This window comes from Solimonas sp. K1W22B-7 (assembly GCF_003428335.1).
In the GTDB taxonomy this organism is placed as follows: Bacteria; Pseudomonadota; Gammaproteobacteria; order Nevskiales; family Nevskiaceae; genus Solimonas_A.
On sequence record NZ_CP031704.1, the window covers coordinates 3,404,513 to 3,429,659 of the forward strand.

Here is a 25,147-nt window from a genome sequence, read left to right on the forward strand (position 1 = left end):
GATGGGGAATCAGGGGCTTGCGGGCGTGCGTACGCGTTGGACTTATGGGCCGAGACTGCTGGCCGTGTTCCTGGGCGGTTCCGCCCTGCCCGCCTGGGCCGGTTCCTTCGACCTGTTCGGCCTGGACGGCCAGTACCAGGTGCAGGCCGCCTACTCCGCCGCGATGCGCCTGCACGATCCGGACCGTCGCATCATCGACACCGCGCCGGCGGCCAACATCCCGCTGCCGGACTCGATGAAGCTGCCCGAGTCCAACAACTACGACGACGGCGACCGCAACTTCAAGAAGCACTCGCTGGTCAACAACCGCCTGTCGCTGCTCGGCGAAATCCAGCTGAACTATGGCGACTACGGCGTGCTGTTCCGTGGCGACGCCTTCTACGACGACGTCTACCACCGCAGGAACGACAACACCTCGCCGGCATCGGACCAGCCGGGCGCGACGATCAGCAAGACCGAACTGCCGACCAACAAGTTCTCCGACGACGCCGAGTACTACGACGGCCAGCGTGCGCGCCTGCTCGACGCCTACGCCTACGGCTCCTGGTACCTGACCGACGAGACGGCGCTGAACCTGCGCGTGGGCCGCCATATCGCCGCCTGGGGCGAAAGCCTGTTCTTCGCCGGCATCGCCCTGGCGCAGTCGCCGGCCGACGCCACCAAGGCAACGGTGCCGGGCGCCGACGTCAAGAGCATCCTGCTGCCGGTCAACCAGGTGTCGATGCAGCTGTCGCTGGACGACAAGTGGACGGTCCTCGGCCAGTACAAGCTGGAGTACAAGGCGACCGAGCTGAACCCGGTGGGCGAGTTCTTCTCCGTGGCCGACGTCGTCGGTCCGGGCGCGGAGTTCATCTACGGCATCAAGAACCCGCTGTTCCTGCAGAACCTCAGCGACATCGACCTGACTTCGCCGGAGCTGGCCGAGTACGTGCAGCTGATCGGTGACCTGCTGCTGCCGAACCTGCCCGGTGGCGAAAACCTGCCGGTCAGCCCGATCACCGGCGCCCTGGGCGCGATCCTCAACAACCTGGATCCCCTGCTGCCGCCGGTGATGCTGCCGGACCTCAACCTGATCCAGCCGGCCGGCACGCCGCGCTACATCAACGTGCAGCGTGGTCCGGACAAGCTTCCCAGCGATCATGGCCAGTACGGGGTGGGCGTCAAGTACCAGGTCACGCCGAACAGCAACGTCGGCCTCTACCACCTGCGTTACCACAACACCACGCCCGCCCCGGTGCAGAACTACGGCAGTGCCGAGTTGCTGCCACTGCCCGGCGGCCAGTCTATCGGGTCCGCGGCGCTGGGCCTGCAGGTCCCGGTGACCTACAACGTCAATTTCTTCGACGGCATCCACATGTCGGCGATGAGCTTCTCCACCGCCCTGTTCGGCGCCAATGTCGGCGGCGAGCTGATCTACCGCGACGGCGTCGACGTGCTGGTGGACGTGGACGGCGGTCTGCTCGGGCCGGTGCCCACCCCGGTGCGCGCCGAGGTCGGCCAGGCCAACGTCAACGTGTTGTATGTCCTCGGCCCGCAGTACTTCTGGGACGCACTGACCGTGGTCGCCGACTTCGGCTACAACTGGGTCATCGACCGTGACGAGGGCTGTGGCCCGACCAGCTGCTCCGACAAGCTGACCTACAGCAAGGAAGCGGCGGCCTACTCGTTCCTGTTCATCTTCGACCGCAAGAACCTGTTCAACGGCTGGGACCTGCAGGTGCCGCTGACGCACTCCAAGACGGTGCTGGGCCAGTCCTCGCTGCTGTCCGGCTTCGGTTCGCAGATGGGCGAGGACGACTGGCGCGCCAGCATCGGCTTCAACTTCACCTACCTGCAGAAGATCACGCTGGGCGTCAGCTACAGCGGCTATTACGGCACCCCCGACTTCAGTGCCAACCCCTATGCCGATCGCGACAACATCGGCTTCACCGCGAAGTACAACTTTTAAACGAGCAAGGATGAGCCAGACCGCAGCCCCCCTCGACCCGCAGGAGTTCCGCAAGGCACTCGGCACCTTCGCCACCGGCGTCACCGTCATCACCACCCGCGCGCCCGACGGCTCGCAGGTGGGGTTGACGGCCAACAGCTTCAACTCGGTCTCGCTCAATCCGCCGCTGGTGCTGTGGAGCCTGGCGAATACCTCGGGGAGCCTGGAAGCCTTCCAGAAGGCGCCCTACTGGGCAGTGCATGTGCTGGCCGCCGACCAGGAGCCGATCTCCACGCGCTTCTCCAAGCGCGGCGTCGACAAGTTTGCCGGGGTCGACATCGAGCAGGGGCTGGGTGAGATTCCGCTGCTGCGCGGCTGCAATGCGCGCTTCCAGTGCCGCACGGCCTTCCAGTACGAGGGCGGCGACCACGTCATCTTCGTCGGCGAGGTGCTGGACTTCGACCGCGCCGAGAATGCGCCGCTGGTATTCCACAGCGGCCGCTACGCCCATGCCGCGCCGCGCAGCGGCAGCGAGCCGCGCAACCCGGCCCTGGCCGGCAGCTTCAACGAGGACTTCCTCGGCTACCTGCTCGGCCGCGGCCACTTCCAGTTCTTCAGCCAGATCCGCAAGGCCCTGTCCGAGGAAAACCTCAGCGACGAGGAGTTCTACCTGCTCTCGACGCTGACGCTGAAACGCATCATGAGCGCCGACGAGCTCGATGCCGGCATGTCCAGCGTCCTGGGCGAGCACAGCGACGCCGCCGCCGGCGCCCTGATCCGCCGCGGCCTGGCACGCTCGGTCGGCGGTACCACCGACACCGAGGGTCCGGCCTTCCAGCTGACCAACGAAGGCGTCGCGCTGGCGCTGCGCCTGATCTCCGCCGCCAAGGCCATGGAATCGCAGCTGCTGGAACGCCTGGCGCCCGGTGAAGCGGCGATGCTCAAGACCCTGCTGCACCGCCTGCTCGGCGCCATCGACCCCAGCGCGGGTCTGCTGTGGCAAACACCGGATGCAAAGGCGGCGGTGCCGACCGGGGCCTGAGGCGGCTTTCCGCTTGAAACGGGGCTGAAGCCAGCCGGGCAAAGCGTTAGCGCTTGTCCGGCTGCCATTCCCGTATCAGCGCCGTGAAGTCCCAGCCGTACTCGTCCAGCTTCTTCGCGCCCACACCCGGGATTCCCGCGAAGGCGTCCTGATCGGTGGGGCGCTCGCGGGCCATGGCCCTGAGGCTGGCGTCGTTGAAGACCACGTAGGGCGGCACGCCGTGCTCGGTGGCGATCTTCTTGCGCAGGGCGCGCAGGGCCTCGAACAGGCCGTCCTCTTCCGAATCCGGCACCACTCCGGCAGCGACCGCGGCCTTGGCCGCCCTGCCCTTGCCGCTGCCCCTGGCCGCCGCCACCGGCGCGGCCATCTGCACCGTGCGCTCGCCGCGCAGCACCTCCCAGCTCGCCGCGTTGAGCAACAGCACCGGGTAGCCGTCGTGGGTTTCCTCCAGCACGCCCTGCTGCAGCAGCGAGCGGGTCAGGGAGCGCCAGTCTTCCGCCGAGCGGCCGGCGCCGATGCCGTAGACCGTGAGCGTATCGTGGCCCGCCGAGATCAGCTTCTCGGTCTTGGCCCCGCGCAGGATGTCGATCACGGTGCCGGCGCCGTAGCGCTGGCGGCGCTGCGCCAGCCGGGCGACAGCGGACAGCAGCTGCTTGGCCTCGAGCGTCCAGTCCTGCAGCGGGCGCGGGTTGATGCAGTTGTCGCAGTTGCCGCAGCTGCCGGGATGCGGCTCGCCGAAGTAGCGCAACTGCACGGCGCGGCGGCATTCGGTGCTGTCGGCGTAGTCCAGCACCTGGCGCAGCTGCTGGCGGGCGATGCGCTGCTCGTCCTCCAGCGGTTCGCCGGTCTGCGGATGGACCTTCTGCGCGATCAGGAACTCGGCGGTGCGGATGTCGCCCATGCCGAAGTACAGGATGCAGCCCGCCGGCTCGCCGTCGCGGCCGGCACGGCCGGCCTCCTGGTAGTAGCCCTCCATCGAGCGCGGCAGGTCGTAGTGGATCACCCAGCGCACGTCGGGCTTGTTGATGCCCATGCCGAAGGCGACGGTGGCCACCATCACCTGCACGTCGTCGCGGATGTAGCGGTCCTGGTGCTCGCGGCGGGTCTCGCCGTCCAGGCCGGCGTGGTACGGCAGCGCGGCGATGCCGGCAGCCTGCAGCTCGGAGGACAGTTCGTCGACGCGCTTGCGCGACAGGCAGTAGACGATGCCCGAACCGCGGGTGGAGCGGGCATGCGCCAGCAGTTCGTCGAAGCTGCGCGCGCCGCGCGGCTTGACCGCGTAATAGAGGTTGGGCCGGTTGAAGCTGGCGACGTGCAGCGCCGGCTGGTGCAGGCTGAGCTGCCGGGCGATGTCCTCGCGCACGCGCTGCGTGGCGGTGGCGGTGAAAGCGAACACCGGCACGTCGCTGAACAGCTCGCGCAGGCGGCTGAGCTGGCGGTACTCCGGGCGGAAGTCATGGCCCCACTCGGAAACGCAGTGCGCCTCGTCGATGGTGAAGGCCGAAATGCCCACGGTTTCGCGCAGCGGCTGCAGGAAGCTCTCGATGAAACCCGGGCTGAGCAGGCGCTCCGGCGCCACGTACAGCAGGCGGGTCTCGCCGCGCCGCAGCGCCTGGATGCGCTGCGCCGCCTCGGCACCGCTGAGCGTGGAATTGAGAAAGGTGGCGGCAATGCCGTTGTCGGCCAGCAGGCGCACCTGGTCCTGCATCAGCGCGATCAGCGGCGACACCACCACCATCACGCCTTCCTTCAGCAGCGCCGGCAGTTGGAAGCACAGCGACTTGCCGCCACCGGTGGGCATGATCGCCAGCAGGTCGCGCCCGGCCAGTGCGTCGCGCACCACGGCCTCCTGGCCGGGGCGGAAGCTGTCGAAGCCGAAGTGGCGCTTGAGTTCGGCGTGCAGCGGATCTGTGGCGGTCATGCCCTGGGGCCCTCAGCCCCTCAGGCCTCCGGGCGCATCTGCGGAAACAGCAGCACGTCCCTGATGCTCGCCGAATCCGTCAGGAACATCACCAGGCGGTCGATGCCGATGCCCACGCCGGCGGTCGGCGGCAGGCCGTATTCCAGGGCGCGGATGTAGTCGGCGTCGAACACCATGGCCTCGTCGTCGCCGGCATCCTTGGCGACCACCTGGGCCTTGAAGCGGCCGGCCTGGTCGTCGGGATCGTTCAGCTCGGAGAAACCGTTGGCGACTTCACGGCCGCCGATGAAGAACTCGAAGCGGTCGGTGACCTCCGGGTTGGCGTCGCTGCGGCGCGCCAGCGGGGACACTTCCGTCGGGTACTCGGTGATGAAGGTCGGGTCCAGCAGCGTGGTCTCGACGGTCTGCTCGAAGATTTCGGTCAGCAGCTTGCCGGCGCCGTAGTCCTTCCTGACATCGCCGCCGACCTTCTTGCAGAAAGCCGCCAGGTACTCGCGATCCCCGGCCTGGGTCACATCGAAGTCGGGGTTGTTGCGCAGCACCGCTTCCTTCATGGTCCAGCGGTTGAAGGGGCGCTCCATGTCGTACTCGCGGCCACCGTAGCTGAGCTTGCCGCTGCCGTTCACCGTGATCGCGGCGTCGCGCACCATGGTCTCGACCAGGTCCATCGCGTCGCGGTAGTCGGCGTAGGCCTGGTAGAACTCCAGCATGGTGAACTCGGGATTGTGCCGGGTGGACAGGCCCTCGTTGCGGAAATTGCGGTTGATCTCGTAGACCTTCTCGAAGCCGCCCACCACCAGGCGCTTGAGATAAAGCTCCGGGGCGATGCGCAGGTACAGGTCACGGTCCAGCGCGTTGTGGTGCGTGATGAAGGGCCGCGCGGTGGCGCCGCCGGGGATCGGCTGCAGCATCGGCGTCTCGACTTCGAAGAAGCCCAGCGAGTCGAGGAAGTTGCGGATGAAGCGCACGGTCTGGCCGCGCTTTTCGAACACGCGGCGGACTTCCGGGTTGACGATCAGGTCGACGTAGCGCTGGCGGTAGCGGATCTCGGTATCGGTCAGGCCCGCCCACTTGTCCGGCAGCGGCCGCACGGTCTTGTTCAGCAGCTGGATGCTGCTGACGCGCAGCGACAGCTCGCCGGCCTTGGTGCGCATCAGCGTGCCGATGGCGCCGACGATGTCGCCCACGTCCCAGGTCTTGAAGTCGTTGTAGGCCTCTTCGCCCAGCGCGTTCATCTGCACGAACAGCTGGATGCGGCCGGACTGGTCCTGCATCTCGACGAAGCTGACCTTGCCCTGCCCGCGCTTGGCCATCAGGCGGCCGGCGACGCGGAACTCGGTGGTGTCGGTCTCCAGCGAGGCGGCGTCGCGCTCGCCGTAGCTGCCGTGCAGGAACTCCGCCATGGTGTCGCGGCGGAAATCGTTGGGGTAGGCATCGCCCTGGGCGCGCAGCTTGTCCAGCTTCTCGCGCCGCGCCGCCATGACGTAGTTCTCGTCCTGCGGCGGCTGCTTCTGTTCTTCGGTCATGGCTTAGAGGCCTTGCTTCAAGCTTGCTTCGATAAAGGGATCGAGGTTGCCGTCCAGCACCTTCTGCGTGTCGGCGATTTCCACGCCGGTGCGCAGGTCCTTGATGCGGGACTGGTCGAGCACGTAGGAGCGGATCTGGCTGCCCCATTCGATGTCGCTCTTGGAATCCTCGACCTTCTGCTTCTCGGTGTTGCGCTTCTGCAACTCGGCGTCGTACAGCTTGGCCGCCAGCATCTTCATCGCGCGGTCGCGGTTGGCGTGCTGCGAGCGCTGCGTCTGGCAGGCCACGACGATGCCACTGGGGATGTGCTTGATGCGGATCGCCGACTCGGTCTTGTTGACGTGCTGGCCGCCGGCGCCCGAGGAGCGGAAGGTCGCCACTTCCAGGTCGGCCGGGTTGATGTCGATCTTGATGTTGTCGTCCACTTCCGGCGAGACGAACACGCCCGCGAAGGAGGTGTGGCGGCGGTTGCCGGAGTCGAACGGCGACTTGCGCACCAGGCGATGCACGCCGGTCTCGGTGCGCAGCCAGCCATAGGCGTAGGAGCCCTCGATGAACAGGCTGGCCGACTTGAGGCCGGCGACTTCGCCATCGGAGCGCTCCAGCAGTTCCACCTTGAAGCCCTTGCCCTCGGCCCAGCGGATGTACATGCGCAGCAGGATGTCGGCCCAGTCCTGGGCCTCGGTGCCGCCGGCACCGGCCTGCAGTTCGACGTAGGCGTTGGCGGTGTCCATTTCGCCGCTGAACATGCGGCGGAATTCCATGTCGTCGGCCAGCTTGCCGAGCTTGACCACATCGCGCTCGACCTCGGCGACCGTGGCGGCGTCGCCCTCGGCCTCGGCCATCTCCAGCAGGTCGGTGGCGTCGTTGAGGCCATTGCTGGCCCGGTCGATGGACTCGATCACGTCCTGCAGCACGGCGCGCTCGCGGCCCAGGGCCTGGGCGTACTCCGGCTTGTTCCAGACCTCCCCGCCCTCCAGCTCGGCGTTTACCTCGGCCAGGCGGTCCTTCTTGTTATCGTAGTCAAAGATAGCCCCGGAGCGCGTCGAAACGCGCTCGCAGGGCCGTGATCTCGCTCTTGATCTGCTGGATTTCCATGATCAACCAGAAAAATGCTCGGCGCGGGGGCCGGAAATGAGCCGCGGATTATAGCCGCAGCGCCGCCTCCTCGGTTGTCGGCCGCCGCCGCCGCATGCTAGAAATCGCAGATGAAGACGGTCGCCATTGGCGGCTGTTATATTTGCCGAAGAAACAGGGTTCCCGTTCAGGGAAAGAATTCAAGGGGAGAAAGCATGAAACGTCGGTTCGGTCTTTTCGCAATGTTGCTGGCGCTGGGCATGGTCGCGCCCGCCCAGGCCCAGGACGAGGCCGCGCCGGCCGACGCACCCGCCGCCGAGGCCGCTCCTGCGGACGCCGCTCCGGCTGACGCCGCCGCCCCCGAGGCTGCCCCGGCCGACGCTGCCGCCGAAGCCGCCCCGGTCGAGGAAGCCGCCGCGCCCGCCGAGGAAGCCCCCCCGGCCGACGACTCCGCCTCCTCCGAGTCCTCCGGCGACGAAGCCAGCGAAGACCCCGAGGCCTACGGCGCCGCCGCGCTGGCGCACCGCCGCTGGTACGTCTCGCCGATGTTCTCCTACATCTATGCCGACGACGACCGCGGCACCGACGATGGCCTGGGTGGCGTGATCTCCATCGGCAAGAAGGTGACCAACGGCATGGCGCTGGAACTGGTCGGCGTCTACGGCCAGATGGACGCCGAGTCCGGCAGCGGTTCCGCCGAGATCAAGGGTGTCGGCGCCGGTGCGCTGATCTCCTTCTTCAACAGCTGGCCGAACTTCTACACCAAGCTGAACCTGATGTACGGCGCGGTCTCCGAGCACCCGGGCCCGATCCCGGACTACAAGACCACCCTGTTCGATATCGGCCTGGGCTACCTGTTCCCGCTCAGCGAACGCTTCATCCTGCGCGCCGAGGCCCTGTACCGCGTGGACGCCCATGGCCGTGACCTGGCCGGCACCACCCCGGACAAGAACCGTGACTTCTACGACGGCGTCTTCAACGTCGGCCTGCTGATCCCGCTGGGCCACACCGAGAAGGCCGAAGAGCCGCCGCCGGCCGTGGTCGAGCCGGTCTGCCCGCCGGCACCGGAAGGCGCCACCCTGGACGACAAGGGCTGCGCGCTCGACACCGACGGCGACGGCGTGCCCGATGGCCTCGACCAGTGCCCGGATACCCCGGCCGGCAAGGCTGTCAACGCCCAGGGCTGCACCATCGACGGTGACGGCGACGGCGTGCCCGACGACATCGACGAGTGCCCGAACACCCCGGCCGGCGCCAAGGTCCTGGCCAATGGCTGCGCCCTGACCGGCGACTGCCGCAAGCCGCGTGCCGGCGAGCAGGTCGACGAGAACGGCTGCGCCGCCAACAAGTTCATCCTCAAGGGCGTGAAGTTCGAGTTCGACTCGGACCGCCTGACCGAGGAAGCCAAGACCATCCTGGTGGACGTGGGCGCCACGCTGAACTCCTACCCGGAGATCAAGGTGGAGCTGGAAGGCCACACCGACAACATCGGCACCGACAACTACAACCTCGGCCTGTCCGAGCGTCGTGCCAACTCGGTCAAGACCTTCCTGGCCGGCCAGAACGTCACCGCCGACCGCATGAAGCCGGTGGGTTACGGCGAGGCCCAGCCGATCGACACCAACGACACCGAGGCCGGCCGCGACAACAACCGCCGCGTCGAGTTGAAGGTGATTGAGTAAAGGTTGCCGCTTTAAAGAAAAACCCCGCTTCGGCGGGGTTTTTCTTTGGGCGGAGGCTTCTGCTTTTCGTGGGAGCGGCTTCAGCCGCGATCTTTGGGGTGTGACAGCAAAAAATCGCGGCTGAAGCCGCTCCCACAAGGACCCAAGCGGCTTTTGTAGGAGCGGCTGTTAGCCGCGAACGCCGGTGCTCATGGTGACCCTCGCTCGCGGCTAACAGCCGCTCCTACAAAGGCACGGGCCTAGATCGCCTTGCCCGCCGCCACCGCCGACGCCCAGGCCCACTGGAAATTGAAGCCTCCCAGCCAGCCGGTCACGTCCACCACCTCCCCCACGAAGTGCAGCCCCGGCACGAGCTTCGACTCCATCGTGGCGGAGGACAGCTCGCGGGTATCCACCCCGCCCAGCGTGACCTCGGCGGTGCGGTAGCCCTCCGTGCCGGAGGCCACCACCGGCCAGTCGGCCAGCTGCGCGGCCAGGTCCTTGAGCTCCTGCGGCCGGTACTGGCGCATGGGCTTGCTGGTGAACCAGGCCTCGCAGAGCCGCTGGGCGAAGCGCTTGGGCAGGGCCTCGGCCAGCACGGTGCGCAGCTCCGCCAGCGGGCGCGCCTGCTGCTGCTCCTGCAGCCAGGCCAGGCTGTCGCGGTCCGGCAGCAGGTCCAGCTGCAGGGGCTCGCCCGGCTGCCAGTAGTTGGAGATCTGCAGGATCGCCGGGCCACTGAGGCCGCGGTGGGTGACCAGCATCTGGTTGCGGAAGGCCTGGCGGCCGGCCCGGGCCTCCACCTCGAAGGACACCCCGCTCAGGTCCTGGTACTGCTCCTGCGGCCGGCCGCTGAGCGTCAGCGGCACCAGGCCGGCGCGGGTCGGCAGCACGGCATGCCCGAACTGGCGGGCCAGCTGGTAGCCGTAGCCGCTGGCACCCATGCTGGGGATCGACAGCCCCCCGGTGGCCACCACCAGGCGCTCGGCGCTGATCGTGCCCAGGGCAGTGGCCACCGCGAAGCCGCCTTCGCGCCGCGTCACCTGCCCGACCTCGCAGCCCACCTCGATGCGCACCTGGGCAGCCGCGCACTCGTCCAGCAGCATGCGCACGATCTGCTTGGAGGAATCGTCGCAGAACAGCTGGCCCAGTTCCTTCTCGTGCCAGGCGATGCCGTGGCGCTCGACCATGCCGATGAAGTCGGCCGGGGTGTAGCGTGCCAGGGCCGACTTGCAGAAATGCGGGTTGGCGGACAGGAAGTTCTGCGGGCCGGCATGCAGGTTGGTGAAGTTGCAGCGGCCGCCGCCGGACATGAGGATCTTCTTGCCGACGCGGTTGGCGTGCTCCACCAGCAGCACGCGCCGGCCGCGCTGGCCGGCGGTCAGCGCGCACATCAGGCCGGCGGCGCCGCCGCCCAGAACAATCACGTCGTAGTCCATAGGGCGCGCAGTTTCGGGCCGGAACCGGCCCACTGCAAGGATTGACGAACTCTGTAGGAGCGGCTGTTAGCCGCGAGCGCCGGCTCTCATGATGACCTCCGTTCGCGGCTATTGATCGTCTCGTAATTAATGTCCTATTAGTCTCAACGGCAAAGGACTGTGCTCGATGAAGGATCGAAGCAGATCCTGACGATGCTGGAGCCTGCGAGCGTGGTGTCGTGCGTTGAGGGTCAGCGTCTCCAGATCGTGGCATGCGAGATTGGCCAGGGGGTTGGTTTTCAGCCAGGCCCAGATGTACTCCACGGGATTGAGTTCCGGGGCGTAGGCCGGCAGGAATTCGGTCTGCAGATTCGGGGACTGATCCAGGAATCGCCGCACGCTGCGGGCACGGTGGGTCTGGGAACGGTCCCACACCATCACCAGGCGCCCATGTTGCACATGCAGATCGCGGAGAAAGTTGCGGACCGCGATACCGTCGATGCTGGTGTCGGGATAGAGCCGGAAGTGGAGCGTTACCTGCCGGCGCGAGGGCGAGATGCACAGGGCGGCAATCACGGACACCTTGCTGTGATGCCGGCCCCGCTGCTGCAGCACCGGAGTCTGGCCGCGCAGGCTCCAGCTGCGGCGCACCAGCGGGGCCATCAGGATGCCCGACTCGTCCAGGAAGCCCAGCCAGGCCTTCAGGCGTCCGGCGTTTTTTTTACCCGCCGCCAGTCGCTGCGTACCCACTGCTGAATCGCTTCTTCATCCCGCTCCACCGCACGCCGTGTCGGCTTTTGCGGAGAAAACCCCAGGCCATGCAGCAACCGTGCAACATGGTGGACGTGGTATTCCACTCCAAACCGCTGCTGGATTAGCTCGGCGACCCGGGGGCAGGTCCACAGGTCCGTGGCAAACCCCGAAGCTTGCGCGCCCTTGAGCAGCAGCCGGGTCAACTGCCGCCGCGCACGCTCATCCAGTGCCGGTGGTCTGCCCGACGCTGGCTGCGCCGCGATGCCGGCCGCACCCCGTCGCTGCACCGCCGCCTTCCATCGCCGTACGCTGCGCCGGTCCACGCCCAACTGCTGCGCGACTTCTACCGGCATCAATCCTTGCGACAGCAACTCCAGCGCTCGGCGCCGGCGTCGCTCCAACTCCTCGGGGCTGCCTGAAGGTCTCATGGCGGATTACCTCCTGCCATGAGAGTAGGACATTACTTATGAGTTAATCAATAACAGCCGCTCCTACATCAGTACTGGTGGAAACCCGGGCCCGGAACCCGGAAACTGCGCGCCATGCGACTCAACAAGTACATCAGCGAGACCGGGATCAGCTCGCGGCGCGAGGCCGACAGCTGGATCGAGGCCGGGCGCGTGCAGGTCAACGGCCGGGTGGCGACCCTGGGCACCCAGGTCAACGAGGGCGACGAGGTGACCGTGGACGGCCAACCGGTCGGCCGGCGCAGCCAGCAGCACGTCTACATCGCCCTGAACAAGCCGCCGGGCATCACCTGCACCACCGAGCGCCATATCCCCGGCAACATCGTGGACTACATCCACCACAAGGAACGCATCTTCCCCATCGGACGCCTGGACAAGGATTCCGACGGGCTGATCCTGCTGACCAGCAACGGCGACATCGTCAACGAAATCCTGCGTTCGGAGAACAACCACGACAAGGAATACGTGGTGACGGTGGACCAGTGGGTCACGGACGACTTCCTCGCCGACATGGCCGGAGGCGTGCCGATCCTGGACACCGTGACCAACCCCTGCCGCACCTGGCGTACCGGGCCGCGGACCTTCCACATCGTGCTGACCCAGGGCCTCAACCGGCAGATCCGCCGCATGTGCGATCACTTCGGTTACGTGGTGCGGCGCTTGCAGCGGGTGCGCATCATCAACATCGAGCTGGGCGGCCTGCAGCCCGGCCAGTGGCGCAACCTGACGCCGGACGAGCTGCGCGGCCTGCTGCCGCAGCGCGAGCAGTGGTAAGAACCCCAAGGAGTCCCCCCATGAACGACGACCTCTCCCGCGTGGCCCTGGTGACCGGCGCCTCCGCCGGCATCGGTGCCTGCTTCGCCCGCCACCTCGCCGCCGAGGGCTACACGCTGGTACTGGTCGCACGCCGCGCCGAGCGCCTGCAGACCCTGGCCAGCGAACTGGTACAGGCCTATGGCACGCACTGCGAGATCATCGCCGCCGACCTCAACGACCCGGCGGCGCCCAAGGCGATCATGGATGCCGTGGAGGAACGTGGCCTGTCGGTGGACTTCCTGGTCAACAATGCCGGCCTGTCGGGCAAGGGCCGCTTCGCCGATACGCCCTGGGATGCCCTGGCCGGCGAAATCCAGGTGATGGTCACCGCCGTCACCGAGCTGGCACACCGCGTGCTGCCCGGCATGCGCGAGCGCGGCTGGGGCCGCATCATCAACCTGTCCTCCATCGCCGCCTTTGCGCCACCCGGCGCCAGCCTGCTCTACACCGGCATCAAGAGCTACGTGCTGAACATGTCCGAGTCGCTGAACATGGAGCTCAAGCCCCAGGGCATCCACGTCACCGCGCTCTGCCCCGGCTTCACCCGCAGCGAGTTCCACGACGTGATGGGCACGCGCGACACCGCCAACAAGCTGCCGGGCATCCTCTGGCAGGAGCCCGAGGCGGTGGTGCGCGAGGGCTACGCCGCGGTAATGGCGGGCCGGCCGGTCTGCGTGCCGGGCACGGTCAACAAGCTGATCGCCGCCAGCGTGCGGCCGATCCCCGAATCGCTGCGCTACCAGATCGGGCGGCTGGCCAATCCCTTCAAGTAGCATGAGGGCAGGCCCCCACGGTGCCTGCCGCATGAAACTGCCGCACTGGCTGCTGCTGTTCTGGATCGCCCCTGCGGCGGCGGCGCCGCTGGCTTTCCTGCACGCGTCGCTGGTGGACGTCGAGGGCGGCACCACGCGGCCGCAGTTCACCGTGCTGGTGGAGGACGGGCGCATCCTGGCGGTGGGGCCGGACCGGTCCATCGTGCTGCCGCCGGACACCGTGCGCATCGACGCGCAGGGCCTGTGGATGATCCCCGGGCTCTGGGACATGCACGTGCACCTGCTGCGCGCCGGGCGGCCGGAGACCCATTTCCCGGCCCTGATCGCCCACGGCGTGACCGGCGTGCGCGACATGGGCGGCAACTTCAGCTTCGACGAAATCCGTGCGCTGCGCGCGGACATCGCCGCCGGCCGGCGCACGGGGCCGCAGATCGTCGCGGCGGGGCCGATCCTGGACGGGCCGCAAGCACAGCTGCCGAGCATCTCGGTGGCCCTGTCCGGGCCCGATGCCGCGCGCCTTGAGGTCGCGCGGCTGCGGCGCGAGGGCGCGGACTTCATCAAGGTGTTCAACGGCTTGCCGCGCGACAGCTACTACGCCATCGCCGCGGCGGCGGAGCAGCAGGGACTGCCCTTCGCCGGCCACGTCCCCATGTCGGTAACGGCGCGCGAGGCCTCGGCCGCCGGGCAGCGCAGCATCGAGCACCTGTTCAACGTCCTGTTCGCCTGCTCCTCGCGCGAGCAGGAACTCATCGCGATGAAGCTGCGCGCCCGTGCGCCGGGCGAGGCCGGGCAGCGCCGGCAACTGCGGCGCGAGTACCTGCGCGGCGTGCTGGACAGCACCGACGCGACCAGGGCCCGGGAACTGTTCGACCTGTTTGCGAGCAACGGCACCTGGCAGGTGCCCACCCTGGTGAAGCGCCGCGCCTATGCCCTGCCCGATCCGTCGATGGCCCGCGATCCGCGCCTGCGCTACATCCCGCGCAGCCAGCGCGCCTGGTGGGATCCGCGCCAGGACCGGCAACTGCAGTCGCGGTCCGCCGAGGACAGCGTCATCGAACGGCGCTACTACGACCAGGACCGCGCGCTGATCGCGCCGATGCTGCGCGCCGGCGTGCCCTTCCTCGCCGGCAGCGACAGCGGCGATCCCTACACCTTTCCGGGATTCAGCCTGCACGATGAACTGGAACTACTGGTACGGAACGGCATGACGCCGCTGCTGGCCCTGCAGGCGGCGACGCTGGGACCGGCGCGGTTCCTGGGGCGCGGCGACATCGGCGGCATCGCAGCGGGGATGCGGGCCGACCTGGTGCTGCTGGGCGCGGATCCCCTGGCGGATATCCGCAATACGCGGGCGCTGCGCGGCGTGATGGCGGGTGGGCGGTATTACGACGAGGCGGGGCTGAAGGGCTTGCTGGAGCAGGCGGAACGGGCGGCGGAGCGATACTAGCCGCTTTGCTCCTCTCTCCCGCAAGCGGGAGAGAGGTTCCAAAAAAGCCAAAGAAAAAGGCCGCCTTTCGGCGGCCCTCTTCTGCACGACCCAAAGGCTTTCGCCCTTAGAAATTCTCGACTTCCAGTTCCATCAGCGAGGCCGAACCGGCACGCGCCTGCTTGATCAGCGAAGCCGTTTCCGGGTACAGCTTGGCGAAGTAGAAGCGCGCCGTCGTCAGCTTGGTCTTGTAGAAGGCGTCGCCGCTGTCGAGCTTCTTCACCGCCACGCCGGCGGCGTAGCACCAGGCAAACGAGAACACCAGGTGGCCGATGATGCGCAGGTAAGGCACGGCGGCGGCGCCGACCTCGTCCGGGTTCTTCATCGCCTTCTGGCCGATGTCCATCGTCAGCTTCTGCACCTCGGCCAGCAGCGCCGTCAGCGGCTCGCTGAATTCCTTCATCGCCGGGTTCTCGGCGTGGAACTTGACCAGGTCCTGGATCACCTTGCCGAACTTCATCAGCTTGGCGCCACCGTCGGCCAGCACCTTGCGGCCCAGCAGGTCCAGCGCCTGGATGGTGTTGGTGCCTTCGTAGATCATGTTGATGCGCGCGTCGCGCACGTGCTGCTCCAGGCCCCACTCGGCGATGTAGCCGTGGCCGCCCAGGACCTGCATGGCCAGGGTGGTGGAGTCATAACCGTTGTCGGTGATGAAGCCCTTGATCACCGGCGTCAGCAGCGCGACCAGGTCGGCGTTCTCCTTGCGGACCTTGTCGTCGGGGTGCTTGTGCTCCATGTCGATCGCCAGGCCCGCCCAGTAGCTGAAGGCGCGCGCGGCTTCGATGTAGGCCTTCTGCGTGAGCAGCATGCGGCGCACGTCGGGGTGCACGATGATCGGGTCGGCCGGCTTGTCCTTGGCCTTGGGGCCGGTCAGCGAGCGGCTCTGCAGGCGGTCCTTCGCATAGGCCAGCGAGTTCTGATAGGCCACTTCGGCCAGGCCCAGGGACTGCATGCCCACGCCCAGGCGCGCGCTGTTCATCATCACGAACATGGCGTTGAGGCCCTTGTTGGGCTCGCCGACGAGGGTGCCGATGGCGCCGTCGAAGTTCATGACGCAGGTGGCGTTGCCGTGGATGCCCATCTTGTGCTCGATGGAGCCGCACTTGAAGTCGTTGCGCTTGCCCGGGTTGCCCTGCGCGTCCGGAATGAACTTGGGCACGATGAACAGCGAGATGCCCTTGGTGCCCGGAGGCGCATCCGGCAGGCGCGCGAGCACCAGGTGGATGATGTTCTTGGACATGTCGTGCTCGCCGGCCGAGATGAAGATCTTGGTGCCGGTGACGCGGTAGGTGCCGTCGCCGACAGGCTCGGCCTTGGACTTGAGGATGCCCAGGTCGGTGCCCGCGTGGGACTCGGTGAGGCACATGGTGCCGGTCCACTCGCCGGAGACCAGCTTGGGCAGGTAGGTCTGCTTCTGCTCCGGCGTGCCGAAGGCATGCAGCGCGTTGTAGGCGCCGTGCGACAGGCCGGGGTACATGGTCCAGGCCTGGTTGGCGGAGTTCATCATCTCCATGAAGGCGCTGTGCACCACGTGCGGCAGGCCCTGGCCGCCGAAGTCCGGGTCCATGCCCAGTGCGCCCCAGCCGGCCTCGACGAACTGCGCGTAGGCCTCCTTGAAGCCGGTAGGCGTGGTGACCACGCCGTCGCCCTTGTAGGTACAGCCTTCGCGGTCGCCGATCTGGTTGATCGGATACAGCACCTCGGCGCAGAACTTGCCGCCCTCCTCGAGGATGGTATTGATCGTGTCGGCGTCGATGTCGGCATGCAGCGGCAGCTTCTTGAGCGCGGCCGCGACATTGAGCATTTCGTGCAGGACGAACTGCATGTCGCGCAGCGGCGGAGTGTACTGACCCATGAACGGTCTCCTTGTAGGGAAGTGAAAGAAAAGGCCTGAAAGTGAGGGCCGTACTCTACCGTATGCTCGGGCCGCAGCCTATGTCCCGACGGCCAATTCATACCCCGGATAGACGAATGCCCGCAAGAGCGGGCATTGGGTACAACAAGGGAATCTTGCCGTCCCCTCTCCCGCAAGCGGGAGAGGGGAAAGAAACCCAGCCTGAGGATGCGAAGAAACCGTAGCGAGCAAGCCCGAGGTTGCATCGAGGAGCGGAGCCGTACTGAAGTACGGCGAGCACCGGAGATGCAAGATCGGGCTGCGCAGTAGGTTTATTCGTATCCTCAGTAACGCGGAGCCTTGCGCGGGCCACCCGGCTTGCCGGCACCGCGGTGCTCGGACTTGCCGTGGCTGATGCGCGGACCGCCGGGGCTCGGGCGGGCGCCGGCGCCCTGCGGCTTGCCCAGGCCCAGGGTCTTGGCCGGCATCTTCGGGGTCGGACGCTTGGCGGGCGTTACGTACGGCAGCTCCGGCGAGTCGCCGGCGCGGCTGATGCGCAGCTGCTGGCCGCAGACCCAGGTCTTCTGCAGGTCGCGGAACACGTCCTTCGGCATGCCCTGCGGCAGGTCGATGAAGCTGTGGTCCTCGCGGATGTCGATGCGGCCGATGTACTCGCTCTCCAGGCCGGCCTCGTTGGCGATGGCGCCGACGATGTTGCCCGGCTGCACGCCGTGGGCGTGGCCCACTTCGATACGGTAGGTCTCGCTGGGCTCGTCGTTGTTCTTCTCGCGGCGCTGGCGCTCGGGACGCTCGGCCTGTTCGGTGCGCTCAGGACGCTCCGGACGCTCGGCGCGGACCGGCTTCTCGAAACGCTCGGCGCGGGCGGGCGGGGCCTCGACCTGCTCGGCGCGCACGGAATGCTCCGGACGCTCGAAGCGCTCGGTGCGCATCGGGCGCTCCGGGGCAACGTAGTCGCGGCGCTCGGGGCGACGGTTCTCGCGGAAGTCGCGCGCGGCCGGCTCGCGGCGCGGCGCGGCCGCCGGGGTGCTGGCCTGTGCGGCCACCAGCAGCGGGGTGTTGCCCTGCACCAGGCGCGCCAGCGCGGCGGCGATCTCCACGGCCGGCACGTTCTGCTCGCGCTCCACCGACTCGATCAGTTCGCGGAACACGTCCAGGCCGTCGCCGCCGAGGGCGTCGACGATGCGCTGCTTGAAACGGCCGATGCGCTGGTCGTTGACCGCGTCGGTGCTGGGCAGGTCCATGCGCTGGATCGTCTGGCGCGTGGCGCGCTCGATCGCCTGCAGCAGGTGGCGCTCGCGCGGGGCGACGAACAGGATCGCGTCGCCGCTGCGACCGGCACGGCCGGTGCGGCCGATGCGGTGCACGTAGGACTCGGTGTCGGTCGGGATGTCGTAGTTGACGACGTGGCTGATGCGCTCCACGTCGAGGCCGCGCGCGGCGACGTCGGTGGCGACCACGATGTCGATCGAGCCGTCCTTGAGCTTCTGCACGATGCGCTCGCGGTCACGCTGGGCGATATCGCCGTTGAGCGCCACGGCGGAGAAGCCGCGGGCCGACAGCTTGTCGGCCAGATCGGCGGTCTCGTTCTTGGTGCGCGCGAAGATCAGCATGCCCTCGAAGCTTTCCACTTCGAGAATGCGGGTCAGCGCGTCCAGCTTCTGCATGCCGCTGACCATCCAGTAACGCTGGCGGATGTTGGTCGCGGTGGTGGTCTTGGCCTTGATCGTGATCTCGGCCGGGGACTTCAGGTAGGTCTGCGCGATGCGGCGGATCTGCGAGGGCATCGTGGCGGAGAACAGCGCCACCTGGCGCGTCTCGGGAGTCTGCTGCAGGATCTTCTCGACGTCGTCGATGAAGCCCATGCGCAGCATTTCGTCGGCCTCGTCCAGCACCAGGTAGCGCAGGCTGTCGAGCTTGAGCGTGCCCTTCTCGATGTGGTCGATCACGCGACCCGGCGTGCCGACGATGACCTGCACGCCGCGGCGCAGGCCGGCCAGCTGCGGGCCGTAGCTCTGGCCGCCGTAGATCGGCAGCACCTGGAACCCCGGAATGTGCGTGGCGTACTTCTGGAAGGCTTCGGCGACCTGGATCGCCAGCTCGCGGGTGGGGGCGAGCACCAGCACCTGCGGCTTCTTCTGGCCGACCTCGATGCGCGACAGCGCCGGCAGCGCGAAGGCGGCGGTCTTGCCGGTGCCGGTCTGGGCCTGGCCCAGCACGTCGCGGCCTTCCAGCAGCATCGGGATCGTGGCCGCCTGGATCGGCGAGGGGGTTTCGTAGCCGACGTCGATCAGCGCCTGCAGCACGGGAGCGCTCAGGCCAAGATCGGAAAAGCGGACGGAAACGGCGGAAGATTCGTCGGACATGGGGTACCCCTCGGGCGTCAGAAATAGGCTCTGAACGGCGACCGACCGCAGCGCAGAGTGCGCTGTCGGCATAGCAGGCCGGCAACGCGGAAAAGTCTCGGCCCTAAGGGCGGAAGGCTTTTCCTCATGAAGGCATCTACGTGCCTTCGAAAGCCGGGGACCCAGGGGCTGCTCGATGAAAAACTGCAGCAAATCATGCGTGCAGATCACACATCATAGCCCATTCCTCAAGAAAATGCTGCACAGCAGCAAAGGATTGCCGCCAGAAAGGCCCGGACGGGATTGAATGACTACTTTGCAAATAGTCATTTTTAGTGATTAATTAGCGCATGAGCCAAGCCCCCTCCCCCCGCCCCTCGCTGGACGAACTGCTGCCGCCCGAGTTCAAGGGCAACCTCGGCCTGCTGCTGGCCCGTGCACGCATGGGCCTGGCCGAGGAAATGGACGCGCTGTTCGACGACGACGGCCTGGGCATCCGCCATTTCGCCGTGCTGAGCCTGATCCATCGCCGCGGCGGCCTGCGCCAGACCGACATTGCCGCGGTGATGGGCATCGACCGCACCACCACCATGAAGGTGGTGGACGAACTGGAAGCCCGCGGCCTGCTGCAGCGCAGCCGCAGCAGCGAGGACCGCCGCGCCAACGCCATCGACCTGACCGACGCCGGCCGTGCCTGGCGTGAACGCTACGTGCCGCCCATCGCCGAGCAGGAGCAGCGCTTCCTGTCGCCGCTGTCGCCGGGCGAACGCACGCTGCTGCAGGAACTGCTCATGCGCCTGGTCGCCGGGGTGCATCAGCGCAGGAATACTGATAGTCATGAAAGCTGAACAACTCTTTCCCGGTCTCCGCGCCGGCCTGCTGGCCGCGGCCCTGCTGGCGGGCGGCCCTGCCCTTGCGCAGGACTCGGCGGCGCCCCTGAGCCTGCCCGAGCTGGTCAAGCGCGCGCTGGCGCTGGCGCCGCCGCAACGCATCGCCGAAGCCTCGGTGGGTCTGGCCCAGGCGCAGCGCGACAGCACGCGCTCCGGCCTGCTGCCGCAGCTGGGCGCCGGCGTGCAGCAGACCCGCCAGACCACCAACCCGGCGACGCTGGGCTTCGAGTTTCCCGGCCTGCCCTCGCTGATCGGCCCCTACTCGGTGTTCGACGCGCGCCTGAAGCTGTCGCAGACCGTGCTGGACTTCGCCCGCCACAGCGAACTGGCCGGTGCCGGCTACGCGGTGGACGCGGCGCGCGCGGAGGCGGCGCAGAGCCGCGAACGCATCGCCACCGAGGTGGCGCTGAACTACATCCAGGTGCTGGCCGGCGAGCAGGCGGTGGATGCCGCCCGCAGCGACCTGGCGCTGGCGGAGGACCTGCTGATCCTGGCGCGCGACCAGCGCCAGGCCGGTGTCGCTTCCGGCGTGGACGTGGCGCGCGCGCAGACCGCCGTGGCGCAGGACCGCTATGCCCTGTCGGAAGCCGAGACCGGCATCGCCCGCTCGCGCCTGCAGCTGCAGCGCGCGACAGTGCTGCCGATGGACGCGCCGCTGCAACTCGGCGGCCGCCTCGACGGCGTGGATGGCGCGGCGCTGACCGCGGGGCAGGCGCTCGAAGTGGCGCGCGCCAGCCGCGCCGAGCTGGCCGCGATCGATGCCACGCTGAAGCAGGCCGATGCCGAGGTGCATGCCGCGCAGCGGCGCAGCTGGCCGACGCTGTCGCTGTTCGCCGACTACGGCCAGTCCTCCAGCACGCCGGTGCGCAGCGAGGAGGACACCTATCGCTACGGCGCCAGCCTGGAGCTGCCGATCTACAGCGGCGGTGCCCTGCGCGCCGGCGAGGACGCGGCGCGGCTGCGGCTGGAACAGCAGCGTGCCCAGGCCGAGGACCTGCGCCGCCAGGTGGAACAGGACGTGCGCCTGGCCCTGGTGACGGTGGACAACACCGCCGAGCAGGTCAAGGCCGCGGTGTCTGCAAGAGACCTCGCCAACCGCGAGCTGCAACTGGCGCGCGACCGCTTCCTCAACGGCGTGGCCAACAACGTCGACGTGGTCAGCGCGCAGGCCAGCCTGGCACGCGCGCGCAGCCAGTACATCGCCGCGCTGGCGGCGCACCAGCAGGCCCGCGTCAATCTGGCGGCGGCCCAGGGCCGCGCCCACGAATTCGCACTTTGAGCCGTACGAGCAAGCCATGACCACCAACACGACCTCCTCCCCCGCTCCCGCCGAAGAGAACGGCAACGGCGGCCGCCGCAGCGTGCTGATTGCCGTGCTGGCGGTGGGCGCCGTCGCCGCGGCCGGCTGGTGGTGGCATGCGCGCAGCTACGAGTCCACCGAGGATGCTTTCCTGGAAGCCGACGTGACGATGATCGCGCCGCGCATCGCCGGCACGGTGATCTCGGTGCAGGTGCAGGACAACCAGCAGGTCAAGGCCGGCGATGTGCTGTTCGAGCTGGACGCGGCGGACCTGCAGGCCCGCGTGCGCCAGGCCGAGGCCAATCTCGCCGCCGCGCAGGCGCAGGCGCGCTCGGCACAGGCAGACCTGACCATGACCAACACCAGCGCCCCGGCCAACGTGGCGCAGGCACAGGCGGCGGTGCGCGCCGCGCGCGCGCAGGCGGAGCGGGCGCAGGCCGACGCCAAGCGCTACGAGTCGCTCTACGCCAAGGACGAAATCTCCGCGCAGAGCCTGGACCAGGCGCGCAGCAGCGCGCGTGCGCTGCAGGCGCAGGCCGAGCAGGCCGCGGCACAGCTGACCATGACCCAGACCGCGCCGCAGCAGACCGCCGCGAAGGAGGCGATGCTGGCCAGCGCCCAGGCCGCGATCGCGCAGGCGCAGGCCGCGCTGGACCTGGCCAGGCTGCAGCTGTCCTATGCCCACGTCATCGCCCCCAGCGCGGGCCGCGTGACCCACAAGAACCTGCAGCCCGGCACGCAGCTCGCCGCCGGCAGCCCGGTGCTGGCGCTGGTGGGCGCGCAGACCTGGGTGGTGGCCAACTTCAAGGAAACCCAGCTGCAGCACATGCGCGTGGGCCAGCCGGTGAACGTGGAGATCGACGCCTACCCCGGCCAGGCGTTCAGCGCGCGCGTGCACAGCCTGCAGGCCGGCACCGGTTCGGCCTTCGCCCTGCTGCCGCCGGAGAACGCTACCGGCAACTTCATCAAGGTGGTGCAGCGCGTGCCGGTGAAGCTGGTGTTCGACCCCGCACCCGACGCGGCCCTGCACCTGGTGCCGGGCATGTCGGTGCTGCCGCGCGTGGACATCAGCGACGACGCGCAGGGCGCGCAGCTGCAGGCCGCCACGCAGTGAGCGAGGCCGTCGCCAGCGCGCCCGCTCCGTCGAGTACGGCGGCGGCGCCGCGATTCACCTACGGCATCGCCGTGGTCTGCGGCATGGCCGCGTTCATGGAGGTGCTGGACACCGCCATCGCCAACGTTTCCCTGGTGCACATCGCCGGCTCGCTGTCGGCCAGCCCCGAGGAAGCCACCTGGGTGCTGACCTCGTACCTGGTGGCCAATGCCATCGTGCTGCCGATGACCGGCTGGCTGTCGGACACCATCGGCCGCAAGCGCTACTACCTGGGTTGCATGGCGGCCTTCACCCTGGCCTCGCTGCTCTGCGGCCTGGCGCCCTCGCTGCCGGTGCTGGTGGTGCTGCGCATCATCCAGGGCCTGGCCGGCGCCGGCCTGCAGCCGGTGTCGCAGGCAATCCTGGCCGACTCCTTTCCGCCCGAGAAACGCGGCATGGCGATGGCGGTCTACGGCATGGCCGTGATCTCCGGCCCGGCACTGGGGCCCACCGTGGGCGGCTGGATCACCGACCAGTTCTCCTGGCACTGGATCTTCCTGATCAACGTGCCGGTGGGCCTGGCCCTGATGAGCGCCGCCGCCGCGCTGATCCGCGACCCGCCGGAACAGCGCGAGGCCACGCGCAAGCGCCGCGCCGGAGGCGTGCACGTCGATTACATGGGCTTCGCGCTGATCGCGGTGAGCATGGGCAGCCTGCAGCTGATCCTGGACCTGGGGCAGAAGCACGACTGGTTCGACTCGGACTTCATCCTGTCCTGCACGCTGGTGTGCTTCGCCTCGCTGGCGATGCTGATCTACCGCGAGCTGACCCATGACCAGCCGATCATCAACCTGCGCCTGCTGGGCAACCGCAACTTCGCCGTGGCCAACCTGCTGGCCGCCGGCATGTCGATCCCGCTGCTGGGCCTGTCGGTGCTGCTGCCGCAGATGATGCAGACCCTGCTGGGCTACTCGGCACTGGACGCCGGCGTGGTGGTGTCGCCCGGCGCGCTGGTCACCATCGTGATGATGCCCTTCGTCGGCAAGCTGGCGGGGCGCATGGACCCGCGCGTGCTGGCCAGCGGCGGCTACACCTTCATCGCGGGGGCCATGCTGCTGCTGACCTTCATCAGCCTGGACGTCTCGCATGGCGACCTGGTGATCCTGCGCATCCTGCAGATGTTCGGCATGGCCTTCGTCTTCATCCCGCTCAACGCCCTGGCCTACACCGGCATTCCACCCGGCCAGACCAGCAGCGCCACCGCCATCATCAACCTCATGCGCAATCTCGGCGGCAGCATCGGCGTGTCGCTGGTGACCTTCTCGCTGGCGCGCGCCACGCAGGTCCATCACACCCAGCTGGTGGACCGCGTCAACCCGCTGGACCCCGCCTACCAGGCGACGATGCAGCAGATGAGCGGCGCCATGGGCGGCGACCCGGCGGCACATGCCGCCATCGCCGGCATGATCCAGCGGCAGGCGGGCATGCTGGGCTATATCGACGTGTTCTACCTGCTGGCCTCGATCACGGCGGTGATGGCGCTGAGCGTCTGGATCGCCCGGCGCCCGGAAAACCCGGGCGCGGTGCCGATGGACGCGCACTGAGGAAGAGGGGTGCCGGCGCCCCGCTGCCTATGCCGATCCCCCGTAGATCATGACAGTGGAGGCGTTCAGCACCGAGGGCGCGAACTCGACCATGCGCCGCATCGTGCGATTGAAGTGCGCGTGATCGTAGAAGCCGGCGCCGAGCGCGATCCCGGTGAGCGTGCGCCCTTCCCCCGCCAGGCGCAGGGCGTGGCGCAGGCGCAGCCAGAGCAGGTACTGGCGCATCGGCAGGCCCAGGTCTTCGCTGAACAGGTGCATCAGCCGCGACTGCGACAGGCCGACATGGGCCGCAACCTGCGCAACCGTCGGCACCGCCTCGCGGATACTGGAGCGCATGTAGGCGCAGGCGCGTAGCGTGCGCTCGTCCCAGGGCAGGCGCTCCAGCGGCTGCGGGCACAGCGTCCGCAGCAGGCGCAGCAGGAAGTCGTGGGCCTGCACCGCACTCACCCCCTCCTCGCGCAACGCCGCAGCCTGCGGCAGCAGGTGGGCGATTCCCTGCAGCGGCAGCGAGCGCAGCGGCGCGCCATCCAGCAGCGGATGCAGGTAGCGGTAGAGGTCGTCGTCCGGATCGACCAGGATGTCCAGGAAGGGGTGCCCCTGCGTGTCGGTTGCATGCGGCAGGCTGGGCGCCATCACCGCCACCTCGTGGTGACCGTGCGTGCCGTCGTCCAGGGTCAGGCAAAAGGGCTTTTCCAGTGCCACCTGCAGCAAGGCCGGGAAATGCGAGTGCCGGGCGTTGCGCAGGGCCGGGGGCACATAGAGCAGCACGCCATCCCAGGCATAGCCGCGACCCCTGGCCGCCGTCGCCGTAGCAGAAACGTCCAAGACCCCCTCCCCCCTCATCCCCAGAATGCCGCCCATCCACTACAGCAGCAGGACGCAGCCATGCCGTTCAAGACCTTCGCGGAATTCTATCCCTACTACCTCGGCGAACATGCCGACCCCAGCTGTCGCCGTCTGCACGTGGTCGGCACCAGCGGCGTCATCGCGCTGCTGGGCGCCGCGGTGGTCACCGCCAATCCCCTGCTGCTGCTGGCGGTGCCGCTGGTGGGCTATGGCTTCGCCTGGGTCGGGCACTTCTTCTTCGAGCACAACAAGCCCGCGACCTTCCAGCACCCCCTGTACAGCCTTTGGGGCGACTTCGTGATGTTTCGCGACATGCTGAGCGGCAGAATAGCCTGGTAAGCCTTCAGGAGTG

Annotated in this window: 20 protein-coding genes; 11 read left to right on the forward strand and 9 right to left on the reverse strand. The window is 68.2% G+C overall.

Annotated elements, in window-relative coordinates:
* Positions 1-25: 25 nt before the first annotated feature.
* Positions 26-1,948, forward strand: coding sequence for a DUF1302 domain-containing protein (locus D0B54_RS15280; protein ID WP_162932456.1), 1,923 nt, complete (start codon positions 26-28; stop codon positions 1,946-1,948).
* Between the two features lie 10 nt (positions 1,949-1,958).
* The gene (locus tag D0B54_RS15285; protein WP_117292152.1) at positions 1,959-2,969 is read left to right on the forward strand and encodes a flavin reductase family protein; all 1,011 of its coding nucleotides are present in this window, start codon (positions 1,959-1,961) and stop codon (positions 2,967-2,969) included.
* A 46-nt stretch (positions 2,970-3,015) separates the two neighbouring features.
* On the opposite strand, the gene recQ is transcribed toward D0B54_RS15285, so the two are convergent.
* From recQ to prfB, 3 genes are all read right to left on the reverse strand, one after another.
* Positions 3,016-4,890: a DNA helicase RecQ gene (gene recQ / locus D0B54_RS15290; RefSeq protein WP_117292153.1), complete on the reverse strand. Its 1,875-nt coding sequence runs from the start codon at positions 4,888-4,890 to the stop codon at positions 3,016-3,018.
* Positions 4,891-4,910: 20 nt separating this feature from the next.
* Positions 4,911-6,416: a lysine--tRNA ligase gene (gene lysS / locus D0B54_RS15295; RefSeq protein ID WP_117292154.1), complete on the reverse strand. Its 1,506-nt coding sequence runs from the start codon at positions 6,414-6,416 to the stop codon at positions 4,911-4,913.
* Between the two features lie 3 nt (positions 6,417-6,419).
* Positions 6,420-7,515, reverse strand: a protein-coding gene (gene prfB, locus D0B54_RS15300; RefSeq protein WP_205527136.1) for a peptide chain release factor 2 whose coding sequence is annotated in 2 segments (ribosomal slippage) — positions 6,420-7,442 and positions 7,444-7,515 — 1,095 coding nt in all. Because the reading frame shifts where the segments join, the coding sequence is not laid out codon by codon here.
* 194 nt (positions 7,516-7,709) lie between these two features.
* Here prfB and D0B54_RS15305 point away from each other — a divergent pair.
* Positions 7,710-9,176, forward strand: a complete 1,467-nt coding sequence (locus tag D0B54_RS15305; protein ID WP_162932457.1) for an OmpA family protein — start codon at positions 7,710-7,712, stop codon at positions 9,174-9,176.
* Between the two features lie 239 nt (positions 9,177-9,415).
* On the opposite strand, the gene D0B54_RS15310 is transcribed toward D0B54_RS15305, so the two are convergent.
* The 3 genes from D0B54_RS15310 to D0B54_RS15320 all read right to left on the reverse strand — a co-directional run bounded on the left by D0B54_RS15310 (position 9,416) and on the right by D0B54_RS15320 (position 11,751).
* Positions 9,416-10,591 carry an NAD(P)/FAD-dependent oxidoreductase gene (locus D0B54_RS15310; protein ID WP_117292156.1) on the reverse strand — a complete coding sequence of 392 codons (1,176 nt, stop codon included), beginning with the start codon at positions 10,589-10,591 and terminating at the stop codon, positions 9,416-9,418.
* 126 nt (positions 10,592-10,717) lie between these two features.
* Positions 10,718-11,320: a transposase gene (locus tag D0B54_RS15315; protein WP_162932157.1), complete on the reverse strand. Its 603-nt coding sequence runs from the start codon at positions 11,318-11,320 to the stop codon at positions 10,718-10,720.
* Positions 11,272-11,751, reverse strand: coding sequence for an IS630 family transposase (locus D0B54_RS15320; RefSeq protein WP_117289044.1), 480 nt, complete (start codon positions 11,749-11,751; stop codon positions 11,272-11,274). The genes D0B54_RS15315 and D0B54_RS15320 overlap by 49 nt, the downstream gene beginning before the upstream one ends.
* Positions 11,752-11,865: 114 nt before the next feature.
* Here D0B54_RS15320 and rluF point away from each other — a divergent pair, with 114 nt between their 5' ends.
* From rluF to D0B54_RS15335, 3 genes are read left to right on the forward strand one after another with little or no spacing between them, the layout of a single operon-like run.
* Positions 11,866-12,564 carry a 23S rRNA pseudouridine(2604) synthase RluF gene (gene rluF / locus D0B54_RS15325; protein ID WP_117292157.1) on the forward strand — a complete coding sequence of 233 codons (699 nt, stop codon included), beginning with the start codon at positions 11,866-11,868 and terminating at the stop codon, positions 12,562-12,564.
* Positions 12,565-12,584: 20 nt separating this feature from the next.
* A complete protein-coding gene (locus tag D0B54_RS15330) occupies positions 12,585-13,379 on the forward strand; it encodes an SDR family NAD(P)-dependent oxidoreductase (protein ID WP_117292158.1) in 795 nt (264 codons plus the stop codon).
* Between the two features lie 31 nt (positions 13,380-13,410).
* Entirely contained in the window at positions 13,411-14,826 is a 1,416-nt protein-coding gene (locus D0B54_RS15335; RefSeq protein ID WP_117292159.1) for an amidohydrolase family protein, read from the forward strand.
* A gap of 106 nt (positions 14,827-14,932) precedes the next feature.
* Here the strand turns inward: D0B54_RS15335 and D0B54_RS15340 are convergent, their stop codons facing one another.
* Together D0B54_RS15340 and D0B54_RS15345 are read right to left on the reverse strand one after the other, a co-directional pair.
* On the reverse strand, positions 14,933-16,720 hold the full coding sequence (locus D0B54_RS15340; RefSeq protein ID WP_117292160.1) for an acyl-CoA dehydrogenase C-terminal domain-containing protein: 1,788 nt from the start codon (positions 16,718-16,720) through the stop codon (positions 14,933-14,935).
* 323 nt (positions 16,721-17,043) lie between these two features.
* Entirely contained in the window at positions 17,044-19,083 is a 2,040-nt protein-coding gene (locus tag D0B54_RS15345) for a DEAD/DEAH box helicase (RefSeq protein ID WP_117292161.1), read from the reverse strand.
* A 329-nt stretch (positions 19,084-19,412) separates the two neighbouring features.
* Here D0B54_RS15345 and D0B54_RS15350 point away from each other — a divergent pair, with 329 nt between their 5' ends.
* Genes D0B54_RS15350 through D0B54_RS15365 form a run of 4 tightly spaced genes read left to right on the forward strand, consistent with a single transcriptional unit; the run spans position 19,413 to position 23,949 of the window.
* Positions 19,413-19,910 carry a MarR family winged helix-turn-helix transcriptional regulator gene (locus tag D0B54_RS15350; protein ID WP_117292162.1) on the forward strand — a complete coding sequence of 166 codons (498 nt, stop codon included), beginning with the start codon at positions 19,413-19,415 and terminating at the stop codon, positions 19,908-19,910.
* A complete protein-coding gene (locus tag D0B54_RS15355; RefSeq protein ID WP_117292163.1) occupies positions 19,900-21,231 on the forward strand; it encodes a TolC family protein in 1,332 nt (443 codons plus the stop codon). The genes D0B54_RS15350 and D0B54_RS15355 overlap by 11 nt, the downstream gene beginning before the upstream one ends.
* A 16-nt stretch (positions 21,232-21,247) precedes the next feature.
* Positions 21,248-22,366 (forward strand): HlyD family secretion protein, encoded by a 1,119-nt coding sequence (locus tag D0B54_RS15360; protein ID WP_117292164.1) that lies wholly within the window; start codon positions 21,248-21,250, stop codon positions 22,364-22,366.
* Positions 22,363-23,949 carry a DHA2 family efflux MFS transporter permease subunit gene (locus D0B54_RS15365; protein ID WP_240433442.1) on the forward strand — a complete coding sequence of 529 codons (1,587 nt, stop codon included), beginning with the start codon at positions 22,363-22,365 and terminating at the stop codon, positions 23,947-23,949. Before D0B54_RS15360 ends, D0B54_RS15365 begins: the two co-directional genes overlap by 4 nt.
* A 27-nt stretch (positions 23,950-23,976) precedes the next feature.
* Here D0B54_RS15365 and D0B54_RS15370 read toward each other — a convergent pair whose 3' ends face one another.
* Entirely contained in the window at positions 23,977-24,774 is a 798-nt protein-coding gene (locus tag D0B54_RS15370; protein ID WP_205527137.1) for a helix-turn-helix transcriptional regulator, read from the reverse strand.
* A 60-nt stretch (positions 24,775-24,834) separates the two neighbouring features.
* Here D0B54_RS15370 and D0B54_RS15375 point away from each other — a divergent pair, with 60 nt between their 5' ends.
* On the forward strand, positions 24,835-25,134 hold the full coding sequence (locus D0B54_RS15375) for a DUF962 domain-containing protein (protein WP_117292165.1): 300 nt from the start codon (positions 24,835-24,837) through the stop codon (positions 25,132-25,134).
* Positions 25,135-25,147: the final 13 nt, after the last annotated feature.